This window comes from Agromyces bauzanensis (assembly GCF_014645655.1).
In the GTDB taxonomy this organism is placed as follows: Bacteria; Actinomycetota; Actinomycetes; order Actinomycetales; family Microbacteriaceae; genus Agromyces; species Agromyces bauzanensis.
In genome coordinates, this window is sequence record NZ_BMMD01000006.1 from 135,922 (window position 1) to 161,970 (window position 26,049).

23 protein-coding genes are annotated in these 26,049 nt (G+C 68.9%); 10 read left to right on the forward strand and 13 right to left on the reverse strand.

Going from position 1 to position 26,049, the window contains the following annotated elements:
* Positions 1–29 precede the first annotated feature (29 nt).
* The 3 genes from dhaM to dhaK are packed head-to-tail and all read right to left on the reverse strand — an operon-like array spanning position 30 to position 2,418.
* Positions 30–758, reverse strand: coding sequence for a dihydroxyacetone kinase phosphoryl donor subunit DhaM (gene dhaM, locus IEX31_RS07325; protein ID WP_229662174.1), 729 nt, complete (start codon positions 756–758; stop codon positions 30–32).
* Position 759: 1 nt separating this feature from the next.
* Positions 760–1,407 (reverse strand): dihydroxyacetone kinase subunit DhaL, encoded by a 648-nt coding sequence (gene dhaL, locus IEX31_RS07330; RefSeq protein WP_188742769.1) that lies wholly within the window; start codon positions 1,405–1,407, stop codon positions 760–762.
* A 9-nt stretch (positions 1,408–1,416) separates the two neighbouring features.
* Positions 1,417–2,418: a dihydroxyacetone kinase subunit DhaK gene (gene dhaK / locus IEX31_RS07335; RefSeq protein WP_188742770.1), complete on the reverse strand. Its 1,002-nt coding sequence runs from the start codon at positions 2,416–2,418 to the stop codon at positions 1,417–1,419.
* 267 nt (positions 2,419–2,685) lie between these two features.
* Here dhaK and IEX31_RS07340 point away from each other — a divergent pair, with 267 nt between their 5' ends.
* Both IEX31_RS07340 and glpK read left to right on the forward strand, forming a co-directional pair.
* Positions 2,686–3,411 (forward strand): MIP/aquaporin family protein, encoded by a 726-nt coding sequence (locus IEX31_RS07340; RefSeq protein ID WP_229662177.1) that lies wholly within the window; start codon positions 2,686–2,688, stop codon positions 3,409–3,411.
* 103 nt (positions 3,412–3,514) lie between these two features.
* Complete coding sequence (gene glpK, locus IEX31_RS07345; protein ID WP_188742772.1) at positions 3,515–5,035, forward strand: glycerol kinase GlpK; 1,521 nt, start codon at positions 3,515–3,517, stop codon at positions 5,033–5,035.
* A 60-nt stretch (positions 5,036–5,095) separates the two neighbouring features.
* Here the strand turns inward: glpK and trpD are convergent, their stop codons facing one another.
* Positions 5,096–6,148: an anthranilate phosphoribosyltransferase gene (trpD, locus tag IEX31_RS07350; protein ID WP_188742773.1), complete on the reverse strand. Its 1,053-nt coding sequence runs from the start codon at positions 6,146–6,148 to the stop codon at positions 5,096–5,098.
* 131 nt (positions 6,149–6,279) lie between these two features.
* Between trpD and ctaE the strand changes: the two genes are divergently transcribed.
* From ctaE to IEX31_RS07375, 5 genes are read left to right on the forward strand one after another with little or no spacing between them, the layout of a single operon-like run.
* The gene (gene ctaE / locus IEX31_RS07355) at positions 6,280–6,918 is read left to right on the forward strand and encodes an aa3-type cytochrome oxidase subunit III (protein WP_188742812.1); all 639 of its coding nucleotides are present in this window, start codon (positions 6,280–6,282) and stop codon (positions 6,916–6,918) included.
* Between the two features lie 50 nt (positions 6,919–6,968).
* Positions 6,969–7,760 carry a cytochrome bc1 complex diheme cytochrome c subunit gene (gene qcrC, locus IEX31_RS07360; RefSeq protein ID WP_188742774.1) on the forward strand — a complete coding sequence of 264 codons (792 nt, stop codon included), beginning with the start codon at positions 6,969–6,971 and terminating at the stop codon, positions 7,758–7,760.
* Between the two features lie 38 nt (positions 7,761–7,798).
* Positions 7,799–8,875: a cytochrome bc1 complex Rieske iron-sulfur subunit gene (qcrA, locus tag IEX31_RS07365; RefSeq protein WP_188742775.1), complete on the forward strand. Its 1,077-nt coding sequence runs from the start codon at positions 7,799–7,801 to the stop codon at positions 8,873–8,875.
* Positions 8,872–10,506, forward strand: coding sequence for a cytochrome bc1 complex cytochrome b subunit (gene qcrB, locus IEX31_RS07370; protein WP_188742776.1), 1,635 nt, complete (start codon positions 8,872–8,874; stop codon positions 10,504–10,506). The genes qcrA and qcrB overlap by 4 nt, the downstream gene beginning before the upstream one ends.
* 38 nt (positions 10,507–10,544) lie before the next feature.
* Complete coding sequence (locus IEX31_RS07375) at positions 10,545–11,396, forward strand: methyltransferase domain-containing protein (RefSeq protein WP_188742777.1); 852 nt, start codon at positions 10,545–10,547, stop codon at positions 11,394–11,396.
* A gap of 455 nt (positions 11,397–11,851) precedes the next feature.
* Here IEX31_RS07375 and IEX31_RS07380 read toward each other — a convergent pair whose 3' ends face one another.
* The 5 genes from IEX31_RS07380 to IEX31_RS07400 all read right to left on the reverse strand — a co-directional run bounded on the left by IEX31_RS07380 (position 11,852) and on the right by IEX31_RS07400 (position 16,967).
* Positions 11,852–12,274 (reverse strand): cytochrome c oxidase subunit 4, encoded by a 423-nt coding sequence (locus IEX31_RS07380; protein WP_188742778.1) that lies wholly within the window; start codon positions 12,272–12,274, stop codon positions 11,852–11,854.
* A complete protein-coding gene (ctaD, locus tag IEX31_RS07385; RefSeq protein WP_188742779.1) occupies positions 12,275–14,011 on the reverse strand; it encodes an aa3-type cytochrome oxidase subunit I in 1,737 nt (578 codons plus the stop codon).
* Positions 14,008–14,910 carry an aa3-type cytochrome oxidase subunit II gene (gene ctaC, locus IEX31_RS07390; RefSeq protein WP_188742780.1) on the reverse strand — a complete coding sequence of 301 codons (903 nt, stop codon included), beginning with the start codon at positions 14,908–14,910 and terminating at the stop codon, positions 14,008–14,010. Before ctaC ends, ctaD begins: the two co-directional genes overlap by 4 nt.
* A 201-nt stretch (positions 14,911–15,111) precedes the next feature.
* The gene (gene erpA, locus IEX31_RS07395) at positions 15,112–15,462 is read right to left on the reverse strand and encodes an iron-sulfur cluster insertion protein ErpA (RefSeq protein WP_188742781.1); all 351 of its coding nucleotides are present in this window, start codon (positions 15,460–15,462) and stop codon (positions 15,112–15,114) included.
* A gap of 80 nt (positions 15,463–15,542) precedes the next feature.
* Positions 15,543–16,967 carry a dipeptidase gene (locus tag IEX31_RS07400; protein ID WP_188742782.1) on the reverse strand — a complete coding sequence of 475 codons (1,425 nt, stop codon included), beginning with the start codon at positions 16,965–16,967 and terminating at the stop codon, positions 15,543–15,545.
* Positions 16,968–17,004: 37 nt separating this feature from the next.
* Here IEX31_RS07400 and IEX31_RS07405 point away from each other — a divergent pair, with 37 nt between their 5' ends.
* A complete protein-coding gene (locus tag IEX31_RS07405) occupies positions 17,005–17,589 on the forward strand; it encodes a DUF3043 domain-containing protein (RefSeq protein WP_229662175.1) in 585 nt (194 codons plus the stop codon).
* Between the two features lie 7 nt (positions 17,590–17,596).
* Here IEX31_RS07405 and IEX31_RS07410 read toward each other — a convergent pair whose 3' ends face one another.
* Positions 17,597–18,745: an alkaline phosphatase family protein gene (locus IEX31_RS07410; RefSeq protein ID WP_188742784.1), complete on the reverse strand. Its 1,149-nt coding sequence runs from the start codon at positions 18,743–18,745 to the stop codon at positions 17,597–17,599.
* Positions 18,746–18,820: 75 nt separating this feature from the next.
* Here IEX31_RS07410 and IEX31_RS07415 point away from each other — a divergent pair, with 75 nt between their 5' ends.
* Entirely contained in the window at positions 18,821–21,295 is a 2,475-nt protein-coding gene (locus tag IEX31_RS07415) for a DNA gyrase/topoisomerase IV subunit A (RefSeq protein WP_188742785.1), read from the forward strand.
* Between the two features lie 189 nt (positions 21,296–21,484).
* Here IEX31_RS07415 and IEX31_RS07420 read toward each other — a convergent pair whose 3' ends face one another.
* Positions 21,485–23,563, reverse strand: a complete 2,079-nt coding sequence (locus IEX31_RS07420) for a DNA gyrase/topoisomerase IV subunit B (protein ID WP_188742786.1) — start codon at positions 23,561–23,563, stop codon at positions 21,485–21,487.
* A gap of 144 nt (positions 23,564–23,707) precedes the next feature.
* On the opposite strand from IEX31_RS07420, the gene IEX31_RS07425 reads away from it, so the two are divergent.
* Positions 23,708–23,944, forward strand: coding sequence for a DUF7455 domain-containing protein (locus tag IEX31_RS07425; protein WP_188742787.1), 237 nt, complete (start codon positions 23,708–23,710; stop codon positions 23,942–23,944).
* Between the two features lie 106 nt (positions 23,945–24,050).
* Here the strand turns inward: IEX31_RS07425 and IEX31_RS07430 are convergent, their stop codons facing one another.
* Both IEX31_RS07430 and IEX31_RS07435 read right to left on the reverse strand, forming a co-directional pair.
* Positions 24,051–24,794, reverse strand: a complete 744-nt coding sequence (locus IEX31_RS07430; RefSeq protein WP_188742788.1) for a type 1 glutamine amidotransferase — start codon at positions 24,792–24,794, stop codon at positions 24,051–24,053.
* Positions 24,791–26,047, reverse strand: coding sequence for a MurT ligase domain-containing protein (locus IEX31_RS07435; protein ID WP_188742789.1), 1,257 nt, complete (start codon positions 26,045–26,047; stop codon positions 24,791–24,793). Before IEX31_RS07435 ends, IEX31_RS07430 begins: the two co-directional genes overlap by 4 nt.
* Between the last annotated feature and the right edge of the window lie 2 nt (positions 26,048–26,049).

The following is a 26,049-nucleotide window of genomic DNA, read 5'->3' on the forward strand; positions in this document are numbered from 1 at the left end:
TCGCCTGGGCGCCCGGACGCGGCCGGCGCTCAGTGCTCGCCGAACCCCGACTCCGCCAGCGCGGCGATCGCATCGACGGCCTCGCGCCCGTCGGGGTCGTCGCTCGCGATCACGATCGTCGCGCCTTTCGTGAGCCCGAGCGACATGATGCCGAGCAGGCTCTTCGCGTCGGTGCCGTTCACGGTGACCCGCTGCCCGAACGTGCTCGCGAGCTTCACGAGCTCGGCGGCGGGACGGGCGTGCAGGCCGTCGGCATTGATGAGCGTCACCTGGCGCGTGTGCGTCGCGTGCGGCGCCGCTTTCGTGGGCGGAGCGGCGACGGATGCCGCGTCAACACCGGTCTCGGTCGCACCGGCGCCCCCGGCGGGGGCACGTGCGCTCTCCGCCGCGGCGACCACCTCGTCGAGGCCGTCGCCAGCCTCCGCCGCCACGGCGGCGGCCACGCCGCCCTCGACGAGCGGCGCGTCGACGATGCGCACGCGGGCGCGCGTCTCATCGTCGAGGAAATCGAGCGCGGTCTCGGCGGTGAGGATCGCCGAGCCCAGGTCGCAGAGGATGACGACACCCGCACCCGCATCCGCCTCGGCGATGCCGGCGTTCACCAGGTCGAAACTCGTGCCGATCCGTCCGTCGTCGGTACCGCCTGCGGCGACGAGTCTCGCCAACGGCGCCATCTGCCTTGCCAGTTCGACCAGCCCCTCCGCGATCCGGGCGGAGTGCGAGACGAAGACCACGCCGACACGGTCGGCTGCCGCCACCTCAGGCTCCAGCGGCGGCGGATGCAGCCTCCGCTGCCGCCCGCAGCAGCAGGGCCGACGACTGCGCGCCGGGGTCGCGGTGACCCGCCGAACGTTCGCCGAGATAGCTCGCGCGACCCTTGCGGGCGACGAGCGGAATCGTCGCGTCGGAACCCGTGGCCGCGGCATCCGCCGCCGCCCCGAGGACGGCCGCGACATCCGACCCGTTCGACGCGGCCGCGTCGGCGGCCTCGGCGGCCGGCGTCCACGCGTCGACCATCGTCTTGTCGCCCGATTCGGCCTTGCCGCGCAGCACGATGCCGTCTCGCGCCGCGGTCAGCACCGCGGCGATCGCCGAGCCGTCGAGCGAGGTGGCCGAACCGGCGGCGACCGCGCCCTTGAGGTAGGCGGTGCCGTACAGCGGCCCGGCCGCGCCGCCGACCGTGGAGATGAGCGTCGTCGCCACGAGCTTCAGGACGTCACCCGGTGTGGATCCGGCGGGGAGGTCGTCGAGCTTCGGGAGCACGGCCTGGAAGCCGCGGTCCATGTTCTCGCCGTGATCGCCGTCGCCGATCTCGCGGTCGAGCTTGATCAGCTCGACCCGGTGCTCGGCGATGACGTCCGCGCTCCGCCTGACCCAGTCCACCGCCCAGGTGATGTCCAGCCCCAAGGTCGCCCCCTATCGTCCCCACCGGAGTGCCGCCGTCTGCACCGGGGCATCCCACAGTTCGATCATCTCGTCATCGAGCCGCAGCACCGTAATGGACATCCCCTGCATCTCGAGCGACGTGATGTAGTTGCCGACGAGCGAACGGGAGATCGTGACGTTGCGTCCCTGCAGCACTTCCGCGGCGCGGCGGTAGGCGAGGTAGAGCTCGATGAGCGGCGTGCCGCCCATTCCGTTCACGAACAGCAGCACACGTTCGCCGCCGGCGAAGGGAAGGTCGTCGAGCACGGGGTCGATCAGCCGGTCGACGAGATCGTCGGCGGGTGCGAGCTTGATCCGCTCGCGCCCGGGCTCGCCGTGGATGCCGATGCCGATCTCGATCTCGTCCTCGGCGAGCGTGAAGCTGGGCTCACCGGCGTGGGGCACGATGCACGGGGTGAGCGCGAGGCCCATCGAGCGGACGTTGGCGTTCACGCGCTCGGCGATCTCGGCGACGTCGTCGAGCGAGTCGCCGCGCTGGGCTGCCGCTCCGGCGAGCTTCTCGACGAGCACCGTGCCGCCGACACCACGGCGACCCGCCGTGTAGAGGGAGTCCTTCACGGCGACGTCGTCGTTGATCACGACCGCCCGCACGGTGATGTCCTCAGCGGAGGCGAGGTCGGCGGCCGTCTCGAAGTTCAGCACGTCGCCGGTGTAGTTCTTCACGATGTGGAGCACCCCGGCACCGCCGTCGACCGCCTTGGTCGCGGCGAGGATCGGGTCGGGCGTTGGCGACGTGAACACCGCACCGGGCACGGCCGCATCGAGCATGCCGAAGCCCACGTATCCCGCGTGCAGGGGTTCGTGGCCGCTGCCGCCGCCGCTCACGATGCCGACCTTCCCGCTGACCGGCGCGTCGACGCGCACGACGTAGATCGGGTCCATCTCGACGCGCACGATGTCGGCGTGGGCGAGTCCGAACCCGGCGACCGACTCGTCGACGACGCGCTTCGGGTCGTTGATGATCTTCTTCACGAGTATCCCTTTCCCCATCGCTGCCGCACGCCGTGCGACCGTGCATCGGCGTCGACGCAGCACTCCCCCGTCAACCTACGCCCGCGCCGCAGCCCGCCGGAAGGGGCTTCGACGAAATCGGCGAGACCATTCCCACCTGAAGGCCTGCTGAGTATGGTGGGCAGTGTTCCGCCCCTGGGCGAAGCCCTGTGGGCCAAGCGAAAAGGATGGAAGGTCAACGTGGACGATCTCGGTGTGCTGTTCCTGTCCGAAATGGTCGGGACGGCGATGCTGGTGCTCCTCGGTTGCGGTGTGGTGGCCAACGTCGCCCTCGCGAAGACGAAGGGCTTCGGCGGCGGGTTCCTCATGGTGAACGTCGGCTGGGGCCTCGCAGTCTTCGCCGGTGTCATCGTCGCCTATGCTTCCGGCGCGCAAATCAATCCGGCGGTCACGCTCGGCCTCGTGGCGAACGGCGCGACCGAGTTCGGCAATCCGGCCTTCGGCACGACGGTCCCGGTCGACGCACTGTCGGTGCTCGCGTTCATCGGTGCGCAGCTGCTCGGCGGCATCATCGGCGCGGTCTTCGTGTGGCTGGCCTACAAGCAGCACTTCGACGACGCGCCCGAGCCCGCGACGAAGCTCGGCGTGTTCTCGACCGGTCCGGCGATCCGCTCCTACGGCTGGAACGTCATCACCGAGGTCATCGGCACGTTCGTGCTGGTCTTCGTGGTGATCGGCTTCGGGCGGCAGGGAGACGCCTCGGGGCTCGCGGCGCTCGGCGCACTGCCCGTCGGCCTTCTCGTCATCGGAATCGGCGCCTCGCTGGGTGGTCCGACGGGCTACGCGATCAACCCGGCGCGTGACCTCGGCCCGCGCATCGCACACGCCATCCTCCCCATCCGCGGCAAGGGCTCCTCCGACTGGGCGTACTCGTGGGTCCCCGTCGTCGGCCCCATCATCGGCGGGCTCCTCGCCGGCTGGGCCGCGATCCCGCTCCTTCCGCTACTCGGCTGAACCCGGCGGGGCCGGTCCGCAAGGACCGGCCCCGCTCCGTTCCGCCGGTTCCCCGTGCCCCCGCCGACGGTGGCGGGGCATCCGCATCATCTGAGAGGAAGTCATGGCTGACTACATCCTGGCGATCGACCAGGGCACGACGTCGTCGCGCGCGATCATCTTCGACAAGAGGGGTTCCATCGTCGCGACCGGACAGCTCGAACACGAGCAGATCTTCCCCAAGGCCGGCTGGGTCGAGCACGACCCCATGGAGATCTGGCGCAACACTCGGGAGGTCACCGGCCAGGCCCTCGGCAAGGCCGACCTCACCCGGCACGACATCGCGGCCGTCGGCATCACGAACCAGCGCGAGACCGCGGTGGTCTGGGACAAGAACACCGGCGAGCCCGTCTACAACGCCATCGTCTGGCAGGACACGCGCACCCAGCCCATCGTCGACCGGCTCGCGGCCGACGGCGGCGTGGAGCGGTTCAAGCAGGATGTCGGCCTTCCCCTCGCCACGTACTTCTCGGGCACGAAGATCGTCTGGATCCTCGAGAACGTGCCCGGTGCTCGTGAGAAGGCGGAAGCGGGCGACCTGCTCTTCGGCACCACCGACTGCTGGGTGCTCTGGAACCTCACCGGTGGCACCGACGGCGGCGTGCACGCCACGGATGTCACGAACGCGAGCCGCACGTTGTTCATGGACCTCGCGACGCTCGAGTGGCGCGACGACATCCTCGCCGCGTTCGGCGTGCCGCGCTCGATGATGCCCGCGATCAAGGCGTCGTCCGAGGTGTACGGCACCGTCGAGCCCTCGAGCCTGCTGCGCGAGGTGCCGGTCGCGGGGATCCTCGGCGACCAGCAGGCGGCGACCTTCGGGCAGGCGGCGTTCGATCCGGGCGAGTCGAAGAACACCTACGGCACCGGCAACTTCCTCATCTTCAACACCGGCGAGGAGATCGTCCACTCCAGGAACGGCCTGCTCACGACGCTCGGCTACAAGCTCGGCGACGACAAGCCGCACTACGCGCTGGAGGGCGCGATCGCCGTCACGGGCTCCCTGGTGCAGTGGGTGCGCGACAACCTCGGGCTCATCTCGAACGCGTCCGAGATCGAGGACCTGGCGAAGACCGTCGACGACAACGGCGGCGCGTACTTCGTGCCGGCGTTCTCCGGCCTGTTCGCGCCGTACTGGCGACCCGACGCCCGCGGCGCGCTCGTCGGCCTCACCAGGTACGTGCACAAGGGCCACATCGCCCGGGCCGTCCTCGAGGCCACCGCGTTCCAGACCCGCGAGGTGCTCGACGCGGTGAACGCCGACTCGGGCGTCGACCTCACCGAGCTCAAGGTCGACGGCGGCATGATCGCCAACAACACGCTGATGCAGTTCCAGGCCGACATCCTGGGCGTACCGGTCGTGCGTCCGGTCGTCGCCGAGACCACGGCGCTCGGAGCCGCCTACGCGGCCGGCCTCGCGGTCGGGTTCTGGTCGAGCCTCGACGAGCTCCGTGCCAACTGGCAGGAGGACTCGCGCTGGGAGCCGAAGATGGATCCCGCCGAGCGCGACCGTCAGCTGCGCCTCTGGAAGAAGGCCGTCACGAAGACGTTCGACTGGGTCGACGAGGATGTGTCGCACGGCTGATGCCGAGCGTGCTCCAGCAGTGAGGCGAGGGCCCCGCGGATGCCGCGGGACCCTTCGTCGTCACCGCTTCGTGGCGTCGATCCACTCCTCGAGCTTCCGGGCCGCGGCGCCGCTGTCGACCGCCTCCTCGGCCACGGCCAGCTTGTCGTGGAACCGGTCGAGCACGGCGCGCTGGAACTGGCTCGGGTCCTTCGCCAGCTCGAACGACACCAGGCCGGCGGCCGCGTTGAGCACGACGATGTCGCGCACCGGACCGCGCTCGCCGGCGAACACCCGGTGCACGATCTCGGCGTTGTGGGCTGCGTCGCCGCCGACCAGCTCGTCGATCGTCGTGCGCCGGATGCCGAGTTCCCGCGGGTCGAGATCGTGCTCCTTGACCGTGCCACGCGAGACCTCCCAGATGTGGCTGTGCCCGGTGGTCGTGAGCTCGTCGAGGCCGTCGTCGCCCCGGAACACGAGCGCCGTCGCGCCGCGCGTCCGGAACACGCCGACGATGAGCGGCACCCGGTCGAGGTTGGCGACCCCCACTGCCGACGCCTCGGGGCGGGCAGGGTTGCAGAGCGGGCCGAGGAAGTTGAAGACGGTCGGCACACCGAGTTCGGACCGCACCGGACCCGCATGACGGAAGCCGGGGTGGAAGGCACCGGCGAACGCGAACGTGATGCCGACCTCACCGAGCACCCGGGCCACTCGCTCGGCAGGGAGCGCCAAGTCGAGGCCGAGCGCGGCCAGCACGTCGGAGGATCCCGACGACGAGCTCGCGGCGCGGTTGCCGTGCTTGATCACGGGGACTCCGGATGCCGCGGCCACGACCGACGCCATCGTCGACACGTTCACCGTGCCGAAGCGGTCGCCGCCCGTGCCCACGATGTCGAGCGCCATCGGATCGACGGGCAGCGGGATCGCGTGCTCGAGCACCGCGTCGCGGAACCCGACGATCTCGTCCACCGTCTCCCCCTTCACGCTGAGGGCGATGAGGAATCCGGCCAGCTGTGCGGGCGTGACCGTGCCGGTCATGACCTGTTCCATGCACCACGCCGCGTCCGACACGCTGAGGTCCTCGTGCTCGAGGAGCGCGGAGATGATGGTCGGCCAATTCTGTCGGGTGGGCATGGACTCGATCCTATCTGCCGGATTCAGGGCGGATTCCCGGCTTCGACCCTTGAGAACTTAGGGTTCCCTAACCGGCCGGGACGGACATGGCTGTCCGGGTTGACGAGAACTCACCCGCGATTTCAGCCATAATGGTGTGCGTGACGAGCACCTCAATCACTTACCAGGCGAGCGCGCCCGTGATCAAACGACCGAACACCGTCGCGGTGGGCACGATCGTCTGGCTCGGCAGCGAGGTCATGTTCTTCGCTGGGCTGTTCGCGATCTACTTCACGCTGCGATCGATGTCGCCCGAGTTGTGGGCGTTCGAGGCGGGTCGCCTCAACTTCCCGTACTCGCTGACGAACACGATCATCCTCGTGGCGTCGTCGTTCACGTGCCAGTTCGGCGTGTTCGCGGCCGAGCGGCTGCAGCCCTACGCCACCGGCTGGAAGCCCACGCAGTGGGGCATGGTCGAGTGGTTCTTCCTGACCTATGCCATGGGCGCCATCTTCGTCGCCGGCCAGATCTGGGAGTACGCGACGCTCGTCTCCGAGGGCATCGCGATCGACTCGAACGCCTACGGGTCCGCGTTCTACCTCACCACCGGCTTCCACGGCCTGCACGTCACGGGCGGGTTGATCGCCTTCCTCCTCGTGATCGGCCGGGTGTTCGCCGTCAAGAACTTCGGCCACCGCGAGGCGACGAGCGCGATCGTGGTGTCGTACTACTGGCACTTCGTCGACGTCGTCTGGATCGGTCTGTTCCTCGTGATCTACATCCTCAGATGAGCCTCGACAGGAGCGTCACGAACAGCATGCCCGCGAACAGGAAGAAACTGATGAACCGCTCGAAGCGACGCACCGGCCGCCGGCACCCGCTCGCAACCGTCGCGCTGCTCGCGCTCGGACTCGTCTTCACCGGTGGCGCCTATGCGGCTCTGAGCTCCGGCTCCGTGGCGCAGGCCGAGGCGGAGCCCACGTCGCAGGAGACGATCGAGGAGGGGAAGAAGCTCTTCCAGGCGAACTGCGCGACCTGCCACGGGCTCGACGCGCAGGGCAACAACGGCCCGAGCCTCATCGGCGTGGGCGCGGCATCCGTGGACTTCCAGGTGGGCACCGGCCGTATGCCCATGCAGATGCAGGGCCCGCAGGCGCAGGTGAAGCCGCCGCAGTTCACCGATGAGCAGGTCAAGCAGCTCGCCTACTACGTGGCCTCCCTCGGCCCCGGTCCCGACATCCCCGCGGACCACCTCGTCAACGGCGGCGGCGATGCGGCCAACGGCGCCGAGCTCTTCCGCATCAACTGCGCCATGTGCCACAACGTGGCCGGCGCCGGTGGTGCGCTCACCGAGGGCAAGTTCGCTCCGGCGCTGACGGGTGTCTCCGGCGTTCACATCTACGAGGCCATGGTCACCGGCCCGCAGAACATGCCGGTGTTCAACGACCTGAACATCTCGCCGGAGGACAAGCGCGACATCATCACGTACCTCAAGTACGTCCAGGACAATCGCTCCCCCGGCGGTTTCGAGCTCGGCTCGCTGGGTCCCGTGGCAGAGGGGCTGTTGATCTGGATCTTCGGTCTCGGCTCGATCGTCGCGATCACCGTGTGGATCACGGCGAAGTCCAACTAGCGCACGCCCGGCACCGAAGCAGCTGAAGAAGGAGAACCATGGCCCAGGACGACAACAGCGGCGTCGATCTCGTCGCTGCCGACTCGTCGCACGCCGAGCAGGAGTTCGCCGGTTCGACCGGCACGGCAGTCATCCCCCGCGACGCGTTCGAGAACCCCGGTTTCGAACCGCATCGTCCTCGTGTCACCGACGAGAACCCCAAGCGCGAGAAGCGCGCGCAGCGCACGGTCTACACGCTCTTCTACCTCTCGATCCTCGGCAGCGTGTGGGCGATCGCCGCGTACATGTTGTTCCCGATGGAGTCGAACGACGTCGGCGCCGTGCGCCTGAACAACATGTTCGTGGGCATCGGCGTCACGCTCGCGCTGCTGGGCATCGGGTTCGGCGCAGTGCACTGGGGCAAGTCGCTGATGACCTCAGCCGAATCGATCGACATCCGGCACCCCATCAGCTCGACGCCGGCGACCCAGCAGGGCGCCGTCGAGGTCATGCGACAGGCCGACGAGGAGTCGGGATTCAGTCGCCGCACGGTCATCCGCAACAGCCTCATCGGGGCCCTCCTCGCGTTCCCGCTGCCGGCCGTCGTGCTCTTCCGGGGTCTCGCCCCGCAGGACCAGCTGCCCGTCGAGCTGCTCAGCCACACGATGTGGCGACGGGGCACCCGCCTGACGCTCGACCCATCGGGCACGCCGATCAAGGCTTCCGATGTCACGATCGGCAGCGCATTCCACGTGGTTCCCGAGGGACTCGCGGAGCTCGAGCACGGCAAGCTGGAGGAGAAGGCGAAAGCGGCGGTGCTCCTCATGCGCCTCGAGCCGAGCCAGCTCAACCCGGCGCCAGGCCGCGAGGACTGGGCGTACGACGGCATCGTGGCGTACTCGAAGATCTGCACCCACGTCGGATGCCCGGTAGCACTGTACGAGCAGCACACGCATCACCTGCTCTGCCCCTGCCATCAGTCGCAGTTCGACGTCTCGAACAACTGCGAAGTCATCTTCGGGCCTGCAAAGCGTGCCCTGCCGCAGTTGCCGATCGCCGTCGACGACGAGGGCTACCTCGTCGCCCAGAGCGACTTCAACGAACCCGTCGGCCCGAGCTTCTGGGAGCGCCATTGAGCACCGCAACGACCCGATCAACCGCTCCTGAGAAGCGTTCGTTCACCGCGGCGGCATCCGAGTACGTCAACGATCGAACCGGCATCGCCGTCGCGATCAAAGGACTCGGCCGCAAGGCCTTCCCCGACCACTGGTCATTCCTCCTCGGCGAGGTCGCGCTCTTCAGTTTCGTCGTGGTGCTGGTCTCCGGCACGTTCCTGACGTTCTTCTTCCAGGCTTCGATGGCCGAGGTCGAGTACGACGGATCATACGTGCCGCTCAAGGGCGTCGAGATGTCGGTGGCGATGGCCTCCACCCTCGACATCTCCTTCGACATCCGTGGCGGACTCTTCGTGCGGCAGATGCACCACTGGGCGGCGCTGCTCTTCGTCGCCGCGATCGGCCTGCACATGCTCCGCGTGTTCTTCACCGGTGCGTTCCGCAAGCCCCGTGAGATCAACTGGGTGTTCGGCTTCCTCCTGTTCGTCCTCGCGATGGCCGAGGGCTTCACCGGGTACTCGCTCCCCGACGACCTGCTCTCGGGCAACGGCCTGCGCATCATCGACGGCATGGTCAAGGGCATCCCCTTGATCGGCACGTGGACCTCGTTCCTCCTCTTCGGCGGCGAGTTCCCCGGTACGGCCATCGTGGGCCGCCTCTACACGCTGCATATCCTGCTCCTGCCGGCGCTCGTGGTCGCACTCATCGCCGTGCACGTCGGCTACGTGTTCATCCACAAGCACACGCAGTTCGCCGGACCCGGGCGCCAGCCGACGAACTCGGTCGGTCCGCCCATCCTGCCGATCTACGCCGCGAAGGCGGGCGGCTTCATGTTCATCATCTGGGGCGTGATCTCGCTCATCGCGGCGATGTTCACGATCAACCCGATCTGGAACTACGGCCCGTACGACCCGTCACCGGTGTCGGCGGGCACGCAGCCCGACTGGTACATCGGGTTCGCCGACGGCGCCCTTCGACTGATCCCGCCGGGCTGGGAGTTCGTGTGGCTCGATCGCACCTGGTCGTTCAACATCCTTGTTCCCCTCATCGCGATCGGCATCTTCCTCGTCCTCGTCGTGGGCTATCCGTTCATCGAGGCGTGGGTCAAGGGCGACAAGCGAGAGCACCACATCGCGGACCGTCCGCGCAACGCGCCGATCCGCACGGCGATCGGCGCCGCGGGCGTGACGTTCTACGCCGGTCTCTGGGCCGCGGCGAGCTCGGACCTCCTCGCCACTCACTTCTCGCTCACGATGGAGGGCGTCATCAACGCGCTCCAGGCAACGGTGATCCTCGGACCGATCATCGCCTACTTCATCACCAAGCGCGTCTGCATCGCACTGCAGAAGAAGGACCGTGAGATCGTGCTGCACGGCTACGAGTCGGGCCGCATCGTGAAGCTGCCGGGCGGCGAGTTCATCGAAGTGCACCAGCCGCTCGACGAATACGACCGCTGGCGCCTGGTGAGCTTCGAGTCGTACGAGCCGCTCATGATCCGCCCGGACGCACGCGGCAAGATCACGGCCGGCCAGCGGCTGCGGGCGTCCGTGTCGCGATGGTTCTTCGAGGACCGGATCGCCCCGGTCACGAGGGGCGAGCTCGAGGCGGCGCACTCCAGCCACCATGCCGAGGTGGATACCACCCACGGCTGAGCCTGCGGCTCATTCACCGATTCGGGCACCGGAACGCCATGTCGATCGACTGGACATGGCTCCGGTGCCCGAACTGCTTCGGCGACCTCTCTCCCGTCGACGACCGGGCGTACGGCTGCGACCACGGTCATCGATTCGATCCCTCGAAGCACGGGTATCTCACGCTGCTCCCGCCCAGGGCACCTCGCACGACCGGCGACGACCGCGAGATGCTCGTCTCACGCGCGGCGCTCCTCGACCGTGGCGCCTACCGGCCGATCGCCGAGGAGTTGGCGCGAGCCGCGTTGCCGGCGAACCCCGGGCAGGCGGAGGTGCGCCTGCGCGTCGCCGATCTCGGCTGCGGCACCGGGTACTACTCCCGATTTCTCAGCGAAGCCCTGCCCGACGCGGACTTCCTGCTCGCGGACCGATCACCAGACGCCGTACGTGCCGCCCTGCGCGCGGTTCCCAGCGCCTCCGGCGTCGTCCTCGACATCTGGCGCCCATTACCCCTGCGTGACGACGTCGCCGACGTGGTCCTGAACGTGTTCGCTCCGCGGAACCCGAGCGAGTTCGCTCGGATCCTGCGACCAGGCGGTCGGCTGGTGGTCGTCGTTCCCCACGTGCACCACCTCCGTGAGCTCAGGGAGCTCGGGCTGCTCCTCGACGTCCCGGCGCAAAAGGCCGAGACGGTCACGGACCGGCTTGCGGCCGTCGGCCTCGTACCACGCGGTGCTGCTCGGGTGCAGTACGTCCTCGAGGCGGATCCCGACACGCGAGCGCTGCTCGCGGGGATGGGACCGTCCGCCCACCATGCTGTGTCACTCGCAGGACGACCCGCAGGAGGCGACCTCGACGTGACGATCGCCGTCGACGTCCTCGCGTTTCAACTCATATCGCCGTCGGGCTGACGCCGGGTGCATACTGGGCGCATGCCCGATTGCTGCAATCAGGGCTCGGCGCGATACGAGGGCGTGTTCGACGGCCGCTTCTCCCACGACGTGGCCAAGCGGTACCGGGGCCGTCGAGGGTCGAACGGCGACCGGATCGCCATTGCCGATTACGTGGTGCTCCACCGGGTCGTCTGCTGCAATCCCGATTCGGATCGGCTCCTCGGGGCAGCGGCCGTCCACGCACGCCGGACCCTCGTGTTCAGTCATCCACCGAGAACGCGGTTCACACGGATGTCGGTCGGAATCGGCAATGCGATGATGCGGCTCCGCGGACGCGAGTACCGCGGGTACGTGCACTCCCCCGCGGCGATGTACGACGTCCTCGAGTGTGCAGGATTCCGTGTCCGCCCGCTTCGGACCGGCCCGAAGTGGTGGGTCATCGCCGCAACGCGGCGTGACCGCATCCGCCCGGGTCAGCGGGCGAAGTTGCCGCGGTAGTACTCGTAGACCCAACCCACGATGGCCACGAGGAAGAGCACGATGGCGATGGGGAACATCCACCAGCCGACGGCCAACGAGAGGAAGCCGAGCGCCGCGGCGGCAGCGAGCGTGATCGGCCACCAGCTCCAGGGGCTGAAGAAACCGAGTTCGGGGTCGCCGTCGTCGATGTTCGCGTCGAGGCGGTCCTCTGGCAGCTCAGCCCCCTGCGCGCTGCGCACGCGCCCGAGGTAGAAGGCGATGAAGGCCGAGAGCACCGCCGTGAGCGTGAGCGCCACGGTCCCGGCCGGCTCAACGCCGGGCTGCCCATCGTCGAGCCAAGTCCAGAATGCGTAGATCGCCGCCAACAGCGCGAAGTAGACGAACAGGATCCAGAAGAGGATGACATTCGCACGCATCTACTTGACTTCCTTCGTCGCTGCATCGTACACGGGAGCATCCGGCGCATCCTTCGCCGGGCCGATACCCACAGGGATGCCCGCCTCGGGGTGGTTGAGGTCGAACGCCGGCGCCTCCGAACGGATGCGCGGGATCGAGGTGAAGTTGTGCCGCGGCGGCGGGCAGCTCGTGGCCCACTCGAGCGATCGACCATAGCCCCACGGGTCGTTCACGGTCACCTTCGGCGCGCGGCGAGCGGTGATGTACACATTCAGGAAGAATGGGATCATGGAGATCGCCAGAATGGCGGCGCCGACCGTCGACAGCTGGTTCATCCACGTGATGTTGTCTTCCGGCAGGTACGAGTAGTACCGGCGCGGCATCGCCACGACGCCCAGCCAGTGCTGCACGAGGAACGTCGTGTGGAAGCCGATGAACACCAGCCAGAAGTGCCACTTGCCGAGCCGCTCGTTGAGCATCTTGCCGGTCCACTTCGGCCACCAGAAGTAGAAGCCCGAGAACATCGCGAACACGACCGTTCCGAAGACGACGTAGTGGAAGTGCGCGACGACGAAGTAGGTGTCGGAGACGTGGAAGTCGAGCGGCGGCGACGCCAGGATGACGCCGGTGAGGCCACCGAACACGAACGTGATGAGGAAGCCGACCGCCCAGACGAGCGGCGTCTCGAACGTGACCGAGCCGCGCCACATCGTGCCCACCCAGTTGAAGATCTTCACACCCGTCGGTACGGCGATGAGCATGGTCATGAGCGCGAAGAACGGCAGCAGGACCGATCCCGTGACGTACATGTGGTGCGCCCAGACCGTGACCGACAGTGCGGCGATCGCGATCGTCGCGTAGATCAGGGTCTTGTATCCGAAGATCGGCTTCCGGCTGAAGACCGGCAAGACCTCCGAGATGATGCCGAAGAACGGCAGCGCGATAATGTAGACCTCGGGATGCCCGAAGAACCAGAAGAGGTGCTGCCAGAGGATCACACCGCCGTTGGCCGGGTCGTAGATGTGCGCCCCGAGGATGCGGTCGGCGGCCGCGGCGAGGATCGCGGCCGCGAGCACCGGGAACACCATGAGGATCAGGATCGACGTGACGAGCGTGTTCCACGTGAAGATCGGCATGCGGAACATCGTCATGCCGGGTGCGCGCATCGTGATGATCGTGGTGATGAAGTTCACCGCACCGAGGATCGTGCCGAAGCCCGACAGGCCGAGCCCGACCATCCAGAGACTCCCGCCCATGCCTGGTGAGAATGTCGTGGAGGCGAGTGGCTGATACGCGAACCAGCCGAAGGACGCGGCGCCCTGCGGCGTGAAGAAGCCTGCGACCGCGATGAGCGAACCGAAGTTGAAGAACCAGTACGCCAGCGCGTTCAGCCGCGGGAACGCGACATCGGGAGCGCCGATCTGCAGCGGCATGAGCACGTTCGCAAAGCCGGCGAAGAGCGGCGTCGCGAACATCAGCAGCATGATCGTGCCGTGCATCGTGAACAGCTGGTTGTACTGCTCACGCGTCTGCACGATCTCCAGGCCCGGCTCGAACAGCTGGGCGCGGATGATGAGGGCCATCACGCCGCCGACGCAGAAGTAGATGAACGACGTGATCAGGTAGAGGTATCCGATGACCTTGTGATCGGTGGAGGTGATCCACCGCACGAGGACGTTCCCCTTGCGCTCGACCTTTGAGGTGCCGAACGGCAGGCTGCTCGACTGCGGTCGAGCCGGTGCGGTCGTGGTGCTCATTCGGCTTCCTGCTCCTCGTTCAATTCGGGCGCGCCCGGGCCGGGCTGGTTCTGACGGCGGTCGTATTCGGTGGAGAGCTGGCCCTCCTGGCCGAGGTCGCGGAGCGATTCGATGTAGGCGTCGTACTCGTCCTGGGAGACGACCTCGACGTTGAAGAGCATGAGCGAGTGGTATTCGCCGCAGAGCTCGGCGCACTTGCCGGCGTAGGTGCCCTCGCGCTCTGGGACGAACGACATGTAGTTCGTCTTGCCGGGGATCAGGTCCTTCTTGTAGAGGAAGTCGACGACCCAGAAGGAGTGGATGACGTCGCGAGCCTCGAGCTTGAGCTCGACGTTCTGGCCGACGGGCAGGTAGAGGGTCGGGAGCTCGGACTGCACGAGCGACCCCGAGGGGCCCTCGTCGTCGAGCTGGCCCTGGATGCCGGGCGAGTAGACGTTCTCGTCGATGTAGTTGATGTCCCACGCCCACTGCTTGCCGATCACCTCGATGCGCACGTCGACCTCGTCTTCGGCGAAGCGCTGCTCGATCGCCGCCTGGTCGCGCGCCGTGAAGGCGAAGAATCCCAGGACGAGAATGAGCGGGACGACGGTGTAGAACACCTCGATCGGCATGTTGTAGCGCAGCTGCACCGGCAGGCCCGTCTGGCCCTTGCGGCGGCGGTACGCGATCACGGCCCAGATGGTGAGTCCCCAGGTCACGAGGCCGACGACCAGCAGCACGATCCACGACGTGACCCAGAGGCCCGAGACGCGCTCGGTGTGGTTGGTGGCCGGACCCGCTCCGTCCTCGAACCCCGGGAGGAATCCGTTCAGCTGGGCCTGCGTGCATCCGGCGAGGACGAGGCTGAGCGACGCTGCGATCGGAATAGCAGCCCATCGGAGACGGCGATTATGGCGCACCGGTGACCTTTCGGGAGACTCGAAGGCGCTTCACAGCGAAGCGCGGTGATCGGTGCCTAGCCTACTCCGACTCGACCACCGGGGTGTGCATCGGAGGGCGGTGTTCGGCGCGTCGAAGCCGGAAATCCACGCTCGATCGGCCGAAACGCCGAAGGGAGGCCGCTCGCGCGACCCCCCTTCGGGAGCGATTCGGGCCCGGAATCAGTGGAACGAGTCGCCACACGCGCAGCTGCCCTGCGCGTTGGGGTTGTCGATCGTGAAGCCCTGTTTCTGGATGGTGTCCTCGAAGTCGATCGAGGCGCCGTCGAGGTACGGCACGCTCATCTTGTCGACGACGACCTCGACGCCCAAGAAGTCGACGATCGCGTCGCCGTCGAGGAGGCGCTCGTCGAAGTAGAGCTGGTAGATCAGCCCGGAGCATCCGCCCGGCTGCACCGCCACGCGGAGGCGTAGGTCGTCGCGGCCCTCCTGTTCGAGGAGGCCGCGGACCTTGTCGGCGGCGGCGTCGCTCAGCTTCACGCCGTGCATCGTCTCGGTGATCATGTCGCTCATGTCTCTCCTCGGTGCGTCAGGGAACGCGGATGTCTCTTCCAATGGTAACCGCCGGAACGGCGAGTGGGCCCCACGCGCGGTCAGGAATCCGATCGCGCGTCGAGCCGGGCGAGCAAGAGCGCCTCGGCGAGCAGCGCGCGCTTGAACACGCCGAGGTGGAGCGATTCGTTCGGACTGTGGGCTCGCGAGTCGGGGTCCTCCACGCCGGTCACGAGGATCTGTGCGTCGGGGAACTCCTCGACGAACTCGGCGATGAACGGTATCGAGCCGCCAACGCCGACCTCGACCGGTTCCCTCCCCCACGCCTCCGCCATGGCCGCCCGCGTCTCGGCCACCGCCCAGCCACTCGTGTCGACGAGGAACGGCTGCCCGGTGTCGATGTCCTCGAAGGTGAGTCGTGCCCCGAACGGCGCACGGGCCTCGAGGTGGCTCCTGATCGCCGTGAACGCCTCGTCGGCGTCCTGGCCGGGGGCGATGCGCGCGCTCACGCGCACGCGGACGCCGGGAAGCAGCGTGTTCGACGCGTTCGCGACATCCGGAGCGTCAATGCCCGTCACGGTGACGGCCGGCTGCGCCCAGATACGGGACAGGAGCGAACCGTTTCCGATCGGCACGACACCCTCGAGCAGCCCGACCTCGGCGCGCAGCTGCGCCTCGTCGTACTCCGGGGTCGGCAGGTCGATGCTCCGCAGCCCCTCCACGACGACCGAGCCGTCGTCGGCCCACATGGAATCGAGCAGTCGGATGGCCGCCAGCATGGCATCGGGTGCGGCGCCTCCGAACATGCCCGAGTGCGACGCGTGCGTCAGCGTGTCGATGCGGAGGTTGAAGGCGACCGCGCCGCGCAACGCGACCGTGATGGCGGGTGTGGTGACATCCCAGTTGCCCGAGTCGGCGACGATGATAGCGTCCGCGGCGAGGAGGTCGCGGTTCTCGTGCACGAAGTTCGCGAACGAGCGCGACGCCCACTCCTCCTCGCCCTCGATGAACACCGCCAGGCCGAGATCGAAGTCGCCGGCGACCTCGGCGAACGCGCGGATGGCGCCGACGTGCGCCATGATGCCGGCCTTGTCGTCGGCGGCCCCGCGGCCGTGCAGGCGGTCGCCGCGCTGGGTCGGCTCGAACGGCGGGGTCTCCCAGTCCTCGTCCCTTCCCGGCGGCTGCACGTCGTGGTGCGCGTAGAGCAGCACGGTCGGGCGCCCGTTGCGCGCGGCCCGCCTCGCGACGACGGCCGGCTGGCCGAGTTCGGAGCCGTCCGCGACCGGCGCCCGGCGGATGTCGACGAGGTCGAACACGCCCGTGCCCCGGAGGAGCTCGGCGACGGCATCGGCGCTCTCGGCCACGTGGGCGGCGTCGAACGCGGGCCACGAGACGGACGGGATGCGCACGAGGCGCGCGAGATCGGCGACGGTCGCGGGGAATCCGCCGTCGACGGCGTCGCGGATGTCGTCGACGGCCTCGTGGGAGTCGACGACCGGGGATCCGGTGGGATGCGGCTGGGTCATGCCGATAATCTTAAGGCCAACCGATTCGAGGACTTCCGTGGCAAAGCACCCCACCAACACCCCTGCGCCTGAGGCCGGCGCCGACGACGAGGCATCCGCGACCCCCCAGGTCGGCAAGGGCGCGCCCACGCCGAGTCGCGCCGAGCGGGAGGCCGCACGCAAGCGTCCGCTCGTGCCGAACGACCGCAAGGAGGCGGCGAAGCAGGCACGGGCGAAGCAGGCAGAGGCTCGCGAGCGCGCGCGCGTCGGCATGGCGATGGGCGAAGACAAGTACCTGCCGGCCCGCGATCGCGGCCCGCAGAAGAAGTACGTTCGCGACTACGTCGACGCCAGGTTCAGCATCGGCGAGGTCCTGATCCCCTTCATGTTCGCCATCATCCTGCTCACGTTCGTGCCGAGCGCCGAGGTGCAGGCGATCGGCATCATGGCGCTCTGGGCGTTCTTCCTGGTCGCGGTGCTCGACGTCGTGATCCTGGGCTTCATCCTCACCCGCAAGCTCAGGGCGAAGTACGGCGAGGACAAGGCCGAGCGCGTGCGCTGGTATGCCGCGATGCGGGCGCTACAGCTCCGTCCGCTGCGCCTGCCGAAGCCGCAGGTCAAGCGCGGCCGGTACCCCGCCTGAGGCGCGGTCACGCGCGGGCGTATGCGCCGCCGCGGATGAGCGGAACGCGCGTCTCCTCGTCGGTGAGCGAACCGTGCTGGCCGATCATGGACTCCCCTTGCCGGTTCGCCTCGCGACGGTCGTAGTAAGCGACGCCCGACCGTGCGGCGATGAGGATGTCGCCGATGCGGTCGCGCACCTCGTCGGCGACCGGCCCGAACACCCCGGAATCGATGGCCTCGTCGCGTCCGAGCACCCACGCGCGGTTGCCCTCGGCGGCCCGCCACCCCTCGACGAGCGCCGAACGCGCCGCGGCGTCGAGCTCGGGTTCGAAGTAGAACGAGAAGAACCGAGGCTCGCCGCCGACGTACCGGATCCCCTCGAGGAGTTCCGGACGGGTGTCGACGAACACGTGCCGCTCCGCCGGGACGTCGATCACGCCGTGGTCGGCCGTCACCAGTACGCCGACGCCGCGCGGCAGGCCGCGCTCGAACGCCGCCAACTCGGCGTCGAGCTGTTCCAGGGCGGCGAGCCAGCGATCGGACTCCCATCCGTGCGCGTGCGCGATGCGATCGAGCTCGGACACGTAGACGTAGACGAGGGAGCCGGGCTCGGTCGCGACGACGTCGCGCGCCTCGGCCAGGCAGTCGGCGATCGTCGACGCCGCCCGGTATTCGACGCCGCGCAGCACCGCGCGCGAGAAGCCCGAGCCGACGTGCTTGGGCGATCCGACCGCGAAACTCCGAGTGCCGGCATCCCTGGCGGTCTCGAAGAGCGTCGGCACGCGCTGCCAGGTCTCGGGAACCATCTTCTCGTCCCAGCCGGTGAGCTGGTTCACGATCCGGTCGTTGGCTCGGTCGAGCACGCGGTAGCCGACGATGCCGTGCTCGCCCGGCATCCGCCCGGTGGTGAAGCTCGTGATGCCCGCCGCGGTCGTCGACGGCAGCACGGTGCGGATCACGTCGCGCCGCGACATCCTCGCCGAAAGGAAGCGCGCGTGACCGGCCCGGGCCTGGATGTTGGCGGCTCCGAGGCCGTCGACGAGCACGACTACGGCACCGGATGCCGCGGGCAGCCCGAACGGGTTGGACCCCCCCCTGAGACTTGCGAACGAACTGCCGAGCACCCCGGCAAGCCTGGGGGCACTGACGGCGGGCACCGGTAGCATTGCAGGCATCGCGCCCAGTCTGGCACAGGCCGGGCGCGGCCCCGTTCCGCCGCGTGCCGAGCACGCCAGCCCCAGAGACGACGGATGACCCGAGCAAAGAACCCGCCCGCCGACGATCCGATCGTCGAACGCATCGAGGACGTCGACGTCGCCACCGAGATGCAGGGCTCGTTCCTCGAGTACGCGTACTCGGTCATCTACTCGCGGGCGCTGCCCGATGCTCGCGACGGCCTGAAGCCCGTGCAGCGGCGCATCCTGTTCGGCATGAGCGAGATGGGCCTGCGCCCCGACCGCGGTCACGTCAAGTCGTCGCGCGTCGTCGGCGACGTCATGGGCAAGTACCACCCGCACGGCGACACGGCCATCTACGACGCGCTCGTGCGCATGGCGCAGCCGTTCACGCTGCGCGTCCCGCTCATCGACGGCCACGGCAACTTCGGCTCGCTCGACGACGGCCCCGCGGCGCCCCGCTACACCGAGGCACGGCTGGCCGCCCCTGCGCTGGCCATGACCGACGGCCTCGACGAGGACGTCGTCGACTTCGTGCCAAACTACGACAACTCCGCCCAGCAGCCCGACGTGCTGCCCGCCGCCTACCCCAATCTCCTCGTCAACGGCGCAAGCGGCATCGCCGTCGGCATGGCCACCAACATGGTGCCCCACAACCTCATCGAGGTCGTGGGCGCGGCGCGGCATCTCATCGCGCACCCCGACGCGACGCTCGACGAGCTCATGGAGTTCGTGCCGGGCCCCGACCTGCCCTCGGGCGGCACGATCGTCGGGCTCGCCGGCATCAAGGACGCCTACGCCACCGGGCGCGGCAGCTTCAAGACCCGCGCGAGGGTGTCGATCGAGTCCGTCACAGCCCGCAAGATGGGCCTCGTCGTCACCGAGCTGCCCTACCTCGTCGGGCCCGAGAAGGTCATAGAGAAGATCAAGGACGGGGTGAACGCGAAGAAGATCAGCGGCATCTCGGACGTCACCGACCTCACCGACCGCACGAACGGCCTGCGGCTCGTCATCGGCATCAAGACCGGCTTCAGCCCCGAGGCGGTGCTCGAGCAGCTGTACCGGCTGACCCCCCTCGAGGACTCATTCAACATCAACAACGTCGCGCTCGTCGGCGGCAGCCCGGAGACGCTCGGGCTGCGCGAACTCCTGCAGGTCTACCTGGCGCACCGCATCTCGGTGGTCACCCGGAGGTCGCAGTTCCGCCTCGCCCGCAGGCACGAACGCCTGCACCTCGTCGAGGGCCTGCTCATCGCAATCCTCGACATCGACGAGGTCATCCAGGTGATCCGCACGAGCGACGAGGCTGACCAGGCGCGCACGCGCCTCATGGACGTCTTCGACCTCACCCAGGTGCAGGCCGAGTACATCCTCGAGCTGCGGCTGCGCCGTCTCACCAAGTTCTCCCGCATCGAGCTCGAGACCGAGCGCGACCGGCTGCGCGCCGAGATCGAGGAGCTCGAGGAGATCCTCGCGAACCGGCACCGCATCGAGGCCCTCGTCTCCGACGAGCTCGCCGAGGCGGCCGAGCGCTATGGCACGCCCCGGCGCACGCTCCTGACCGACGCGAGTCCGAGCGTCGCACGGGCGGCGGCGAAGCACGCGGCGGTCGCCCTTGAGGTGGCGGATGTCCCGTGCCGCGTGTTCCTCAGCGCCACGGGCCGGATCGCTCGCGTCGACCTGCCCGAAAGGCCAGAGGGCCCCGTCACCATCACGCCGCCGGCGCGTCGCAGCAGGCACGATGCGATCCGCTCCTCGCTCGACACCACGAGCCGCGCGGAGATCGGCGCCCTCACGAGCCTCGGGCGACTCATCCGGTTCACGCCCGTCGACCTGCCGATGCTGCCGCCCACGTCGGTGCAGCTCGGCGCCGGCATTCGGGTGGCCGATTACCTCGCCCTGCCCAGCAAGGACGAGAAGGTGCTCGCGCTCGTCTCGCTCGACGCCGACCGGTCGATCGCGCTCGGCACGAAGCTGGGCATCGTGAAGCGCGTCTCGACGGGCGCCTTCCCCAACCGGCCCGAGTTCGAGGTGATCGGCCTGAAGGCGGGCGACGAGGTCGTCGGCGCGGTGCAGGGCGACGAGGCCGACGAGCTCGTGTTCGTGGCATCCGATGCGCAGCTGCTGCGCTTCCCGGCCGCCTCGGTGCGCCCGCAGGGCTGCCCGGCCGGCGGCATGGCGGGCATCAACCTCGCCGGTGGCGCGCACGTCGTCCACTTCACGGGAGTGCCGGCGGATGCCGCGGCCGACGCCGTGGTCGTCACGATCGCCACGAGCAGTGAGACGCTCCTCGGCACCGACCCCGGCAGCGCCAAGGTGAGCGCATTCACGGAGTTCCCCGCGAAGGGCCGCGCGACCGGCGGCGTGCGCGCGCAGCGGTTCCTCAAGGGCGAGGATGCGCTGCACCTCGCCTGGGTGGGCCGCTCCCCCGCGTTGGCGGTCGACCTCGACGGGTCGGCCCGCCAACTGCCCGACGGCGGTGCCAGACGCGACGCGTCGGGGCAGTCGCTCGACGCGGTCGTCGCCGCGATCGGGTCGCGCATCGGCTGACACGCCGCGGCGCTGCATCGTCCAGGCCTGCGCTCGACCATACGTTTCGTACGCCCCGACCCCGCCTGCGTCGCGAATCGATGTCATCCGCACCGATGGGATCGACGCACGGTGCGGATGGCCTCGACTCGTGCCCGGCCGGTGCCGAGACGAACTGCGCGCCCGGTCTGGCGTGGATGCGGTGCCCGGTCAGGCGTCGATGCGGTCGCGCTCCAGCGCATCGGAGCTGTCGATGATGAACTCCTTGCGTGGAGCCACGTCGTTGCCCATGAGGAGCTCGAAGACGCGGCCCGCGTTCTCCGCGCCGCCGATGCCCACACGCCGCAGCGTGCGGTGCCGCCTGTCCATCGTCGTCGTCGCGAGCTGATCGGCGTCCATCTCGCCGAGGCCCTTGTAGCGTTGGATGGGGTCCTGGTGCCGCTTGCCCTGCCTTTTCAGGGTCGCGAGCACGCCCTGCAGTTCGGCCTCCGAATAGGTGTAGATGGTGTCGTTGGGCTTGGAGCCAGGGTTCACCACGACCACGCGATGCAGGGGCGGCACGGCCGCGAACACACGACCCTCCTCGATCATCGGCCGCATGTAGCGGAAGAACAGCGTGAGCAGCAGCGTGCGGATGTGAGCGCCGTCGACGTCTGCGTCGCTCATGATGATGACCTTGCCGTATCGCGCCGCCGACAGGTCGAAGCTCCGGCCCGAGCCGGCCCCGATCACCTGGATGATCGACGCGCACTCCGCGTTGCCGAGCATGTCGGAGACGCTCGCCTTCTGCACGTTGAGGATCTTGCCGCGAATCGGCAGCAGCGCCTGGTGCTCGCTGTCGCGCGCGAGCTTCGCCGTGCCGAGCGCCGAGTCGCCCTCGACGATGAACAGCTCGCTGTGCGCGACATCCGTCGACCGGCAGTCGACGAGCTTCGCCGGCAGCGACGAGCTCTCGAGGGCGTTCTTACGCCGTTGCGTCTCCTTGTGGGCGCGGGCCGAGATGCGCGACTTCATCTCGGCGACGACCTTGTCGAGCAGCAGGGCGGACTGCGTCTTGTCGTCGCGCTTGGGCGACGAGAACCGGGCACCGAGTTCCTTCGTGAGCACGTTCGAGACGATCGCGCGGGCCGCGGGCGTGCCGAGCACCTCCTTGGTCTGCCCCTCGAACTGAGGTTCGGGAAGCCGCACGGTGATGACCGCCGTCAGCCCCGCGAGCACGTCGTCCTTCTCGAGCTTGTCGTTCCCGGCCCTCAGGCGCCGGGCGTTCTGCTCCACCTGCTGCCGCAGGAATCTCAGCAGCCCCTGGTCGAAGCCGGTCTGGTGCGTGCCGCCCTTCGGGGTGGCGATGATGTTCACGAACGACTTCACGATCGTGTCGTAGCCGGTACCCCAGCGGAGCGCGATGTCGACCTGGCACTCCCGCTGCAGCTCGGTCGGCACCATCGTGCCGCCCTCGGTGAGCACGGGCACGGTCTCGGTGAAGCCGCCGGAGCCGGTCAGGCGCCACACGTCGGTGAGCGGGGCATCCGTCGCCAGGTGCTCCACGAACTCCGAGATGCCGCCCTCGAACTGGAACGACGTCGTATGCGGCTCGGCGCCGCGTTCGTCGGTGACGTCGATCGCGAGACCCGGCACGAGGAACGCGGTCTGGCGCGCACGGCCGAGCAGTTCGTCGGTCTGGAACTCGGCGCCCTTCGTGAAGATCTGCCGGTCGGCCCAGTAGCGGATGCGGGTGCCGGTGACGCCCTTGGCGACCTTGCCGACGACCTGCAGCTCGCTGTGCTCCTCGAACGGCGTGAACGGTGCGTCGGCGGTCGGCTCCCCCGAGTCCTCGAAGATCCCGGGCTCGCCTCGGTGAAACGACATTGCCCACGTCCTGCCGTCGCGGTCGACCTCCACGTCGAGTCGTTCGGAGAGGGCGTTGACGACGGATGCCCCGACCCCGTGCAGACCGCCCGACGCGGCATAGGAGCCCGAGCCGAACTTGCCGCCCGCGTGCAGCTTGGTGAACACCACCTCGACGCCTGACAGCCCGGTCTTGGGCTCGGCATCGACGGGGATGCCCCGGGCGCTGTCGCGCACCTCGACGCTGCCGTCGGGGTGCAGGATGACCCCGATCTCGGTGCCGTGGCCGGCCAGCGCCTCGTCGACCGAGTTGTCGATGATCTCCCAGAGGCAGTGCATGAGGCCGCGCGAATCGGTCGAGCCTATGTACATGCCGGGTCGCTTGCGCACCGCCTCGAGGCCCTCGAGGACGGAGAGATGGCGGGCGGAATAGTCGGAGCTCACGTCGGTCAAGCCTACTGACGCCGGGCGACACGACGCGTGAGGCGCTACGCGCACAGCGAAATGCCAGCCTCAACGGAAGGATCACCCCCTCGCGCGTGCTTTCATTGAGGAACGGAATCTTGAGGTCGAGCAGGAGGAGGAGCCATGACCCAGTACACCGACACCACCGGTGCGGTCGATGAACTCGACACCCCATATGAGCTCACCGCGCTCGACCGCTGCGACGCCTGCGGTGCTCAGGCCTACATCCGGGTCGTCGTCGCCAACGGCGAGCTGCTGTTCTGCGCCCACCACGGGCGCAAGCACCAGGAGAAGCTCGCCCAGATCGCGCACAGCTGGCACGACGAGTCGAGCCGCCTGCTCGGGGAGGGTCGCGACTGACCCCCAAGCGCTTCACGAACGAACGAACGCCCCGGTCGTGACCGGGGCGTTCCTCGTTTCCGGGCGGTACCGTGGGCACGCCTCGGGTGCGGGCGAATGCCTCGACTCAGCCCCGCGCGAGCGTCGCCGCCGCGCGCACGGCCCCGAGTTGCGCCTCCCTGGCCGCGGCTGCGTACGCGTCGACGACGGCGGCGCGAGGACCGGGTTCGTACGCCAGGCCGGCGCGCTCCGCGACGACACCCAGGATCTGGTCGGCGAACGCCGGATTCTTGGCAAGCACCGGACCGTGCAGGTGGGTTCCGATGACGGCGCCCATCACGACACCCTCCTGCCCCGCGTCACGGCCGTTGCCCGCGCCCGCTCGCACGCGGCCGAGCGGCGAGCCCTCGGCGCCGACGTAGTCGCGGGAATGGTTCTCGAAGCCGACGAGCGTGCCGAACCTCGGTGAGGCGACGACGAGGTCGCCCGTCACGCGTGCGGGAGCCGGGACCGCACGGCCGGGCAGGATGCCGAGTCCCTCGATGCCCGAGCCGTCGGGCAGCTCGATCCCCCAGCTCAGCAGCTCCCAGCCGGTGCCGACAGCGAGGATCGGCACGCCCTCGGTGCCCCACGTGCGCAGTTCGTCGTGCATCGTGAGCAGCACGGCCCGGCTCTGCTCGATCGATGAGTCGCTCCCCGATCCGAGGACGAACGCGTCAACGCGCTCGGGCAGCTGCTCGCGAGCGTCGACCGCCACGACGCGGGCGTCGAGCCCCGCCCACTCGGCTCGTCGGGCGAGCACCATCGCGTTCTCGGCGTCGCCGTTCGTGTTCTGGAGCGCGGGCAGCAGCGCCACGATGGTGAGGGTCATTCCGCTCCCGTGAGTCCGAGATGGGCGCGCGTGCGCCGCATGGAGTCGGCCGTGAAGACGATGGTCTTCGCGCCCGCGGCGGGTGCGGGCGACGCGAGGAAGTCGTCGAGTGCTCGCGCGAGGTCGGGTTCGACGCGGTCGACTTGCACGCCGTCGTAGGCGAGCATGAGCGCCGCCTCGGGCGCCTTCGAGCCGCTCACGATCGCCACACGCCGGAGCGACGAGGCATCCGTGCGCCAGAAGTACGAGGGATCGCGCACGTCGGATCCCATCGCGAAGAGGATCTGCTCGGTGCCGGGCTCGATGCTGTCGACGTTCAGCTGGTAACTCGTCGGGTTCTGCACCAGCACGAACTCGACCTGCTGGCCGCGCACCGTGACCCGCTCGCCCCGGCCGAACACCGGAGGGATCCCGTTCAGTGCGCGGGCGGTGGTGTCGGCGGAGAACCGCTCTCCGAGCAGGGCCTTCGCCGTGGCGTAGGCCGCTGCCGCGTCGACGGCATAGTGCACGCCGCGCGCGGGGAGCTCGATGGTGGCGAACGAACGTCCGTCGTTGAGGACGGCTCCGCGACCCTGCACCGACTCGACGACGACGCCGTCGCCGGCCGCGAGGCGCGTCGCGGCGGTCTCGGTGTGGCCGAGGCCGCGCGGCGCCTGGTCGACGACCGACTGCGACACGCCGAATCGGTGCACCGTGATATCCGGACCGGCCTTCGCGGCGATGCGCTCGAGGTACGCGTCGTCGGCGTTCATGATGACCGCCTCGTGGGCGCGCGCGGCGATCTTCGCGAGCATGCCCGCGACCATGTCGGAATCGTGGAACCGGTCGATCTGGTCGACCATGACGTTCGTGAGGGCGACGGCCCGTGCGTCGACGCCCTGCATCACGACGGCGCCGTGGCCCTCGTCCATCTCGAGCACGGCCATGTCGCCGGGCACGCGGCCCCGCCAGTCGGCGCGTTCGAGGAGCGCCGACGTGAGGCCCTGGCTGATGTTCGCCGTCGAGGGATTCGTGAAGACGTCGACGCCGTGGGCGCGAAGGATCGCGACGAGCATCTTCGTCGTGGTCGACTTGCCGCTGGACCCCGAGACGACCACGAGGCCCTGGGGGAAGCCCGAGAGGGTCCGCCTGAGGTAACCCGGCGCGATCCGGTTGACGATCAGGCCCGGAATCGCCGATCCGCCGCCGGGCTTGCGCAGCCGGGCGGCGAATCGGACGAGCCTGCCGACGAGGATCGCCGGCGCGTAGCGCACCG

Bases quoted from the DNA above. Each gene is read 5' to 3' on its own strand.
- IEX31_RS07340 (WP_229662177.1), top strand. From the start codon at position 2,686: ATGCTGGTGCTCCTCGGTTGCGGTGTGGTGGCCAACGTCGCCCTCGCG.
- glpK (WP_188742772.1), top strand. From the start codon at position 3,515: ATGGCTGACTACATCCTGGCGATCGACCAGGGCACGACGTCGTCGCGC.
- trpD (WP_188742773.1), bottom strand. From the start codon at position 6,148: ATGCCCACCCGACAGAATTGGCCGACCATCATCTCCGCGCTCCTCGAG.
- ctaE (WP_188742812.1), top strand. From the start codon at position 6,280: ATGGTGTGCGTGACGAGCACCTCAATCACTTACCAGGCGAGCGCGCCC.
- qcrC (WP_188742774.1), top strand. From the start codon at position 6,969: ATGAACCGCTCGAAGCGACGCACCGGCCGCCGGCACCCGCTCGCAACC.
- qcrA (WP_188742775.1), top strand. From the start codon at position 7,799: ATGGCCCAGGACGACAACAGCGGCGTCGATCTCGTCGCTGCCGACTCG.
- IEX31_RS07375 (WP_188742777.1), top strand. From the start codon at position 10,545: ATGTCGATCGACTGGACATGGCTCCGGTGCCCGAACTGCTTCGGCGAC.
- IEX31_RS07380 (WP_188742778.1), bottom strand. From the start codon at position 12,274: ATGCGTGCGAATGTCATCCTCTTCTGGATCCTGTTCGTCTACTTCGCG.
- ctaD (WP_188742779.1), bottom strand. From the start codon at position 14,011: ATGAGCACCACGACCGCACCGGCTCGACCGCAGTCGAGCAGCCTGCCG.
- erpA (WP_188742781.1), bottom strand. From the start codon at position 15,462: ATGAGCGACATGATCACCGAGACGATGCACGGCGTGAAGCTGAGCGAC.
- IEX31_RS07400 (WP_188742782.1), bottom strand. From the start codon at position 16,967: ATGACCCAGCCGCATCCCACCGGATCCCCGGTCGTCGACTCCCACGAG.
- IEX31_RS07410 (WP_188742784.1), bottom strand. From the start codon at position 18,745: ATGCCTGCAATGCTACCGGTGCCCGCCGTCAGTGCCCCCAGGCTTGCC.
- IEX31_RS07415 (WP_188742785.1), top strand. From the start codon at position 18,821: ATGACCCGAGCAAAGAACCCGCCCGCCGACGATCCGATCGTCGAACGC.
- IEX31_RS07425 (WP_188742787.1), top strand. From the start codon at position 23,708: ATGACCCAGTACACCGACACCACCGGTGCGGTCGATGAACTCGACACC.
- IEX31_RS07430 (WP_188742788.1), bottom strand. From the start codon at position 24,794: ATGACCCTCACCATCGTGGCGCTGCTGCCCGCGCTCCAGAACACGAAC.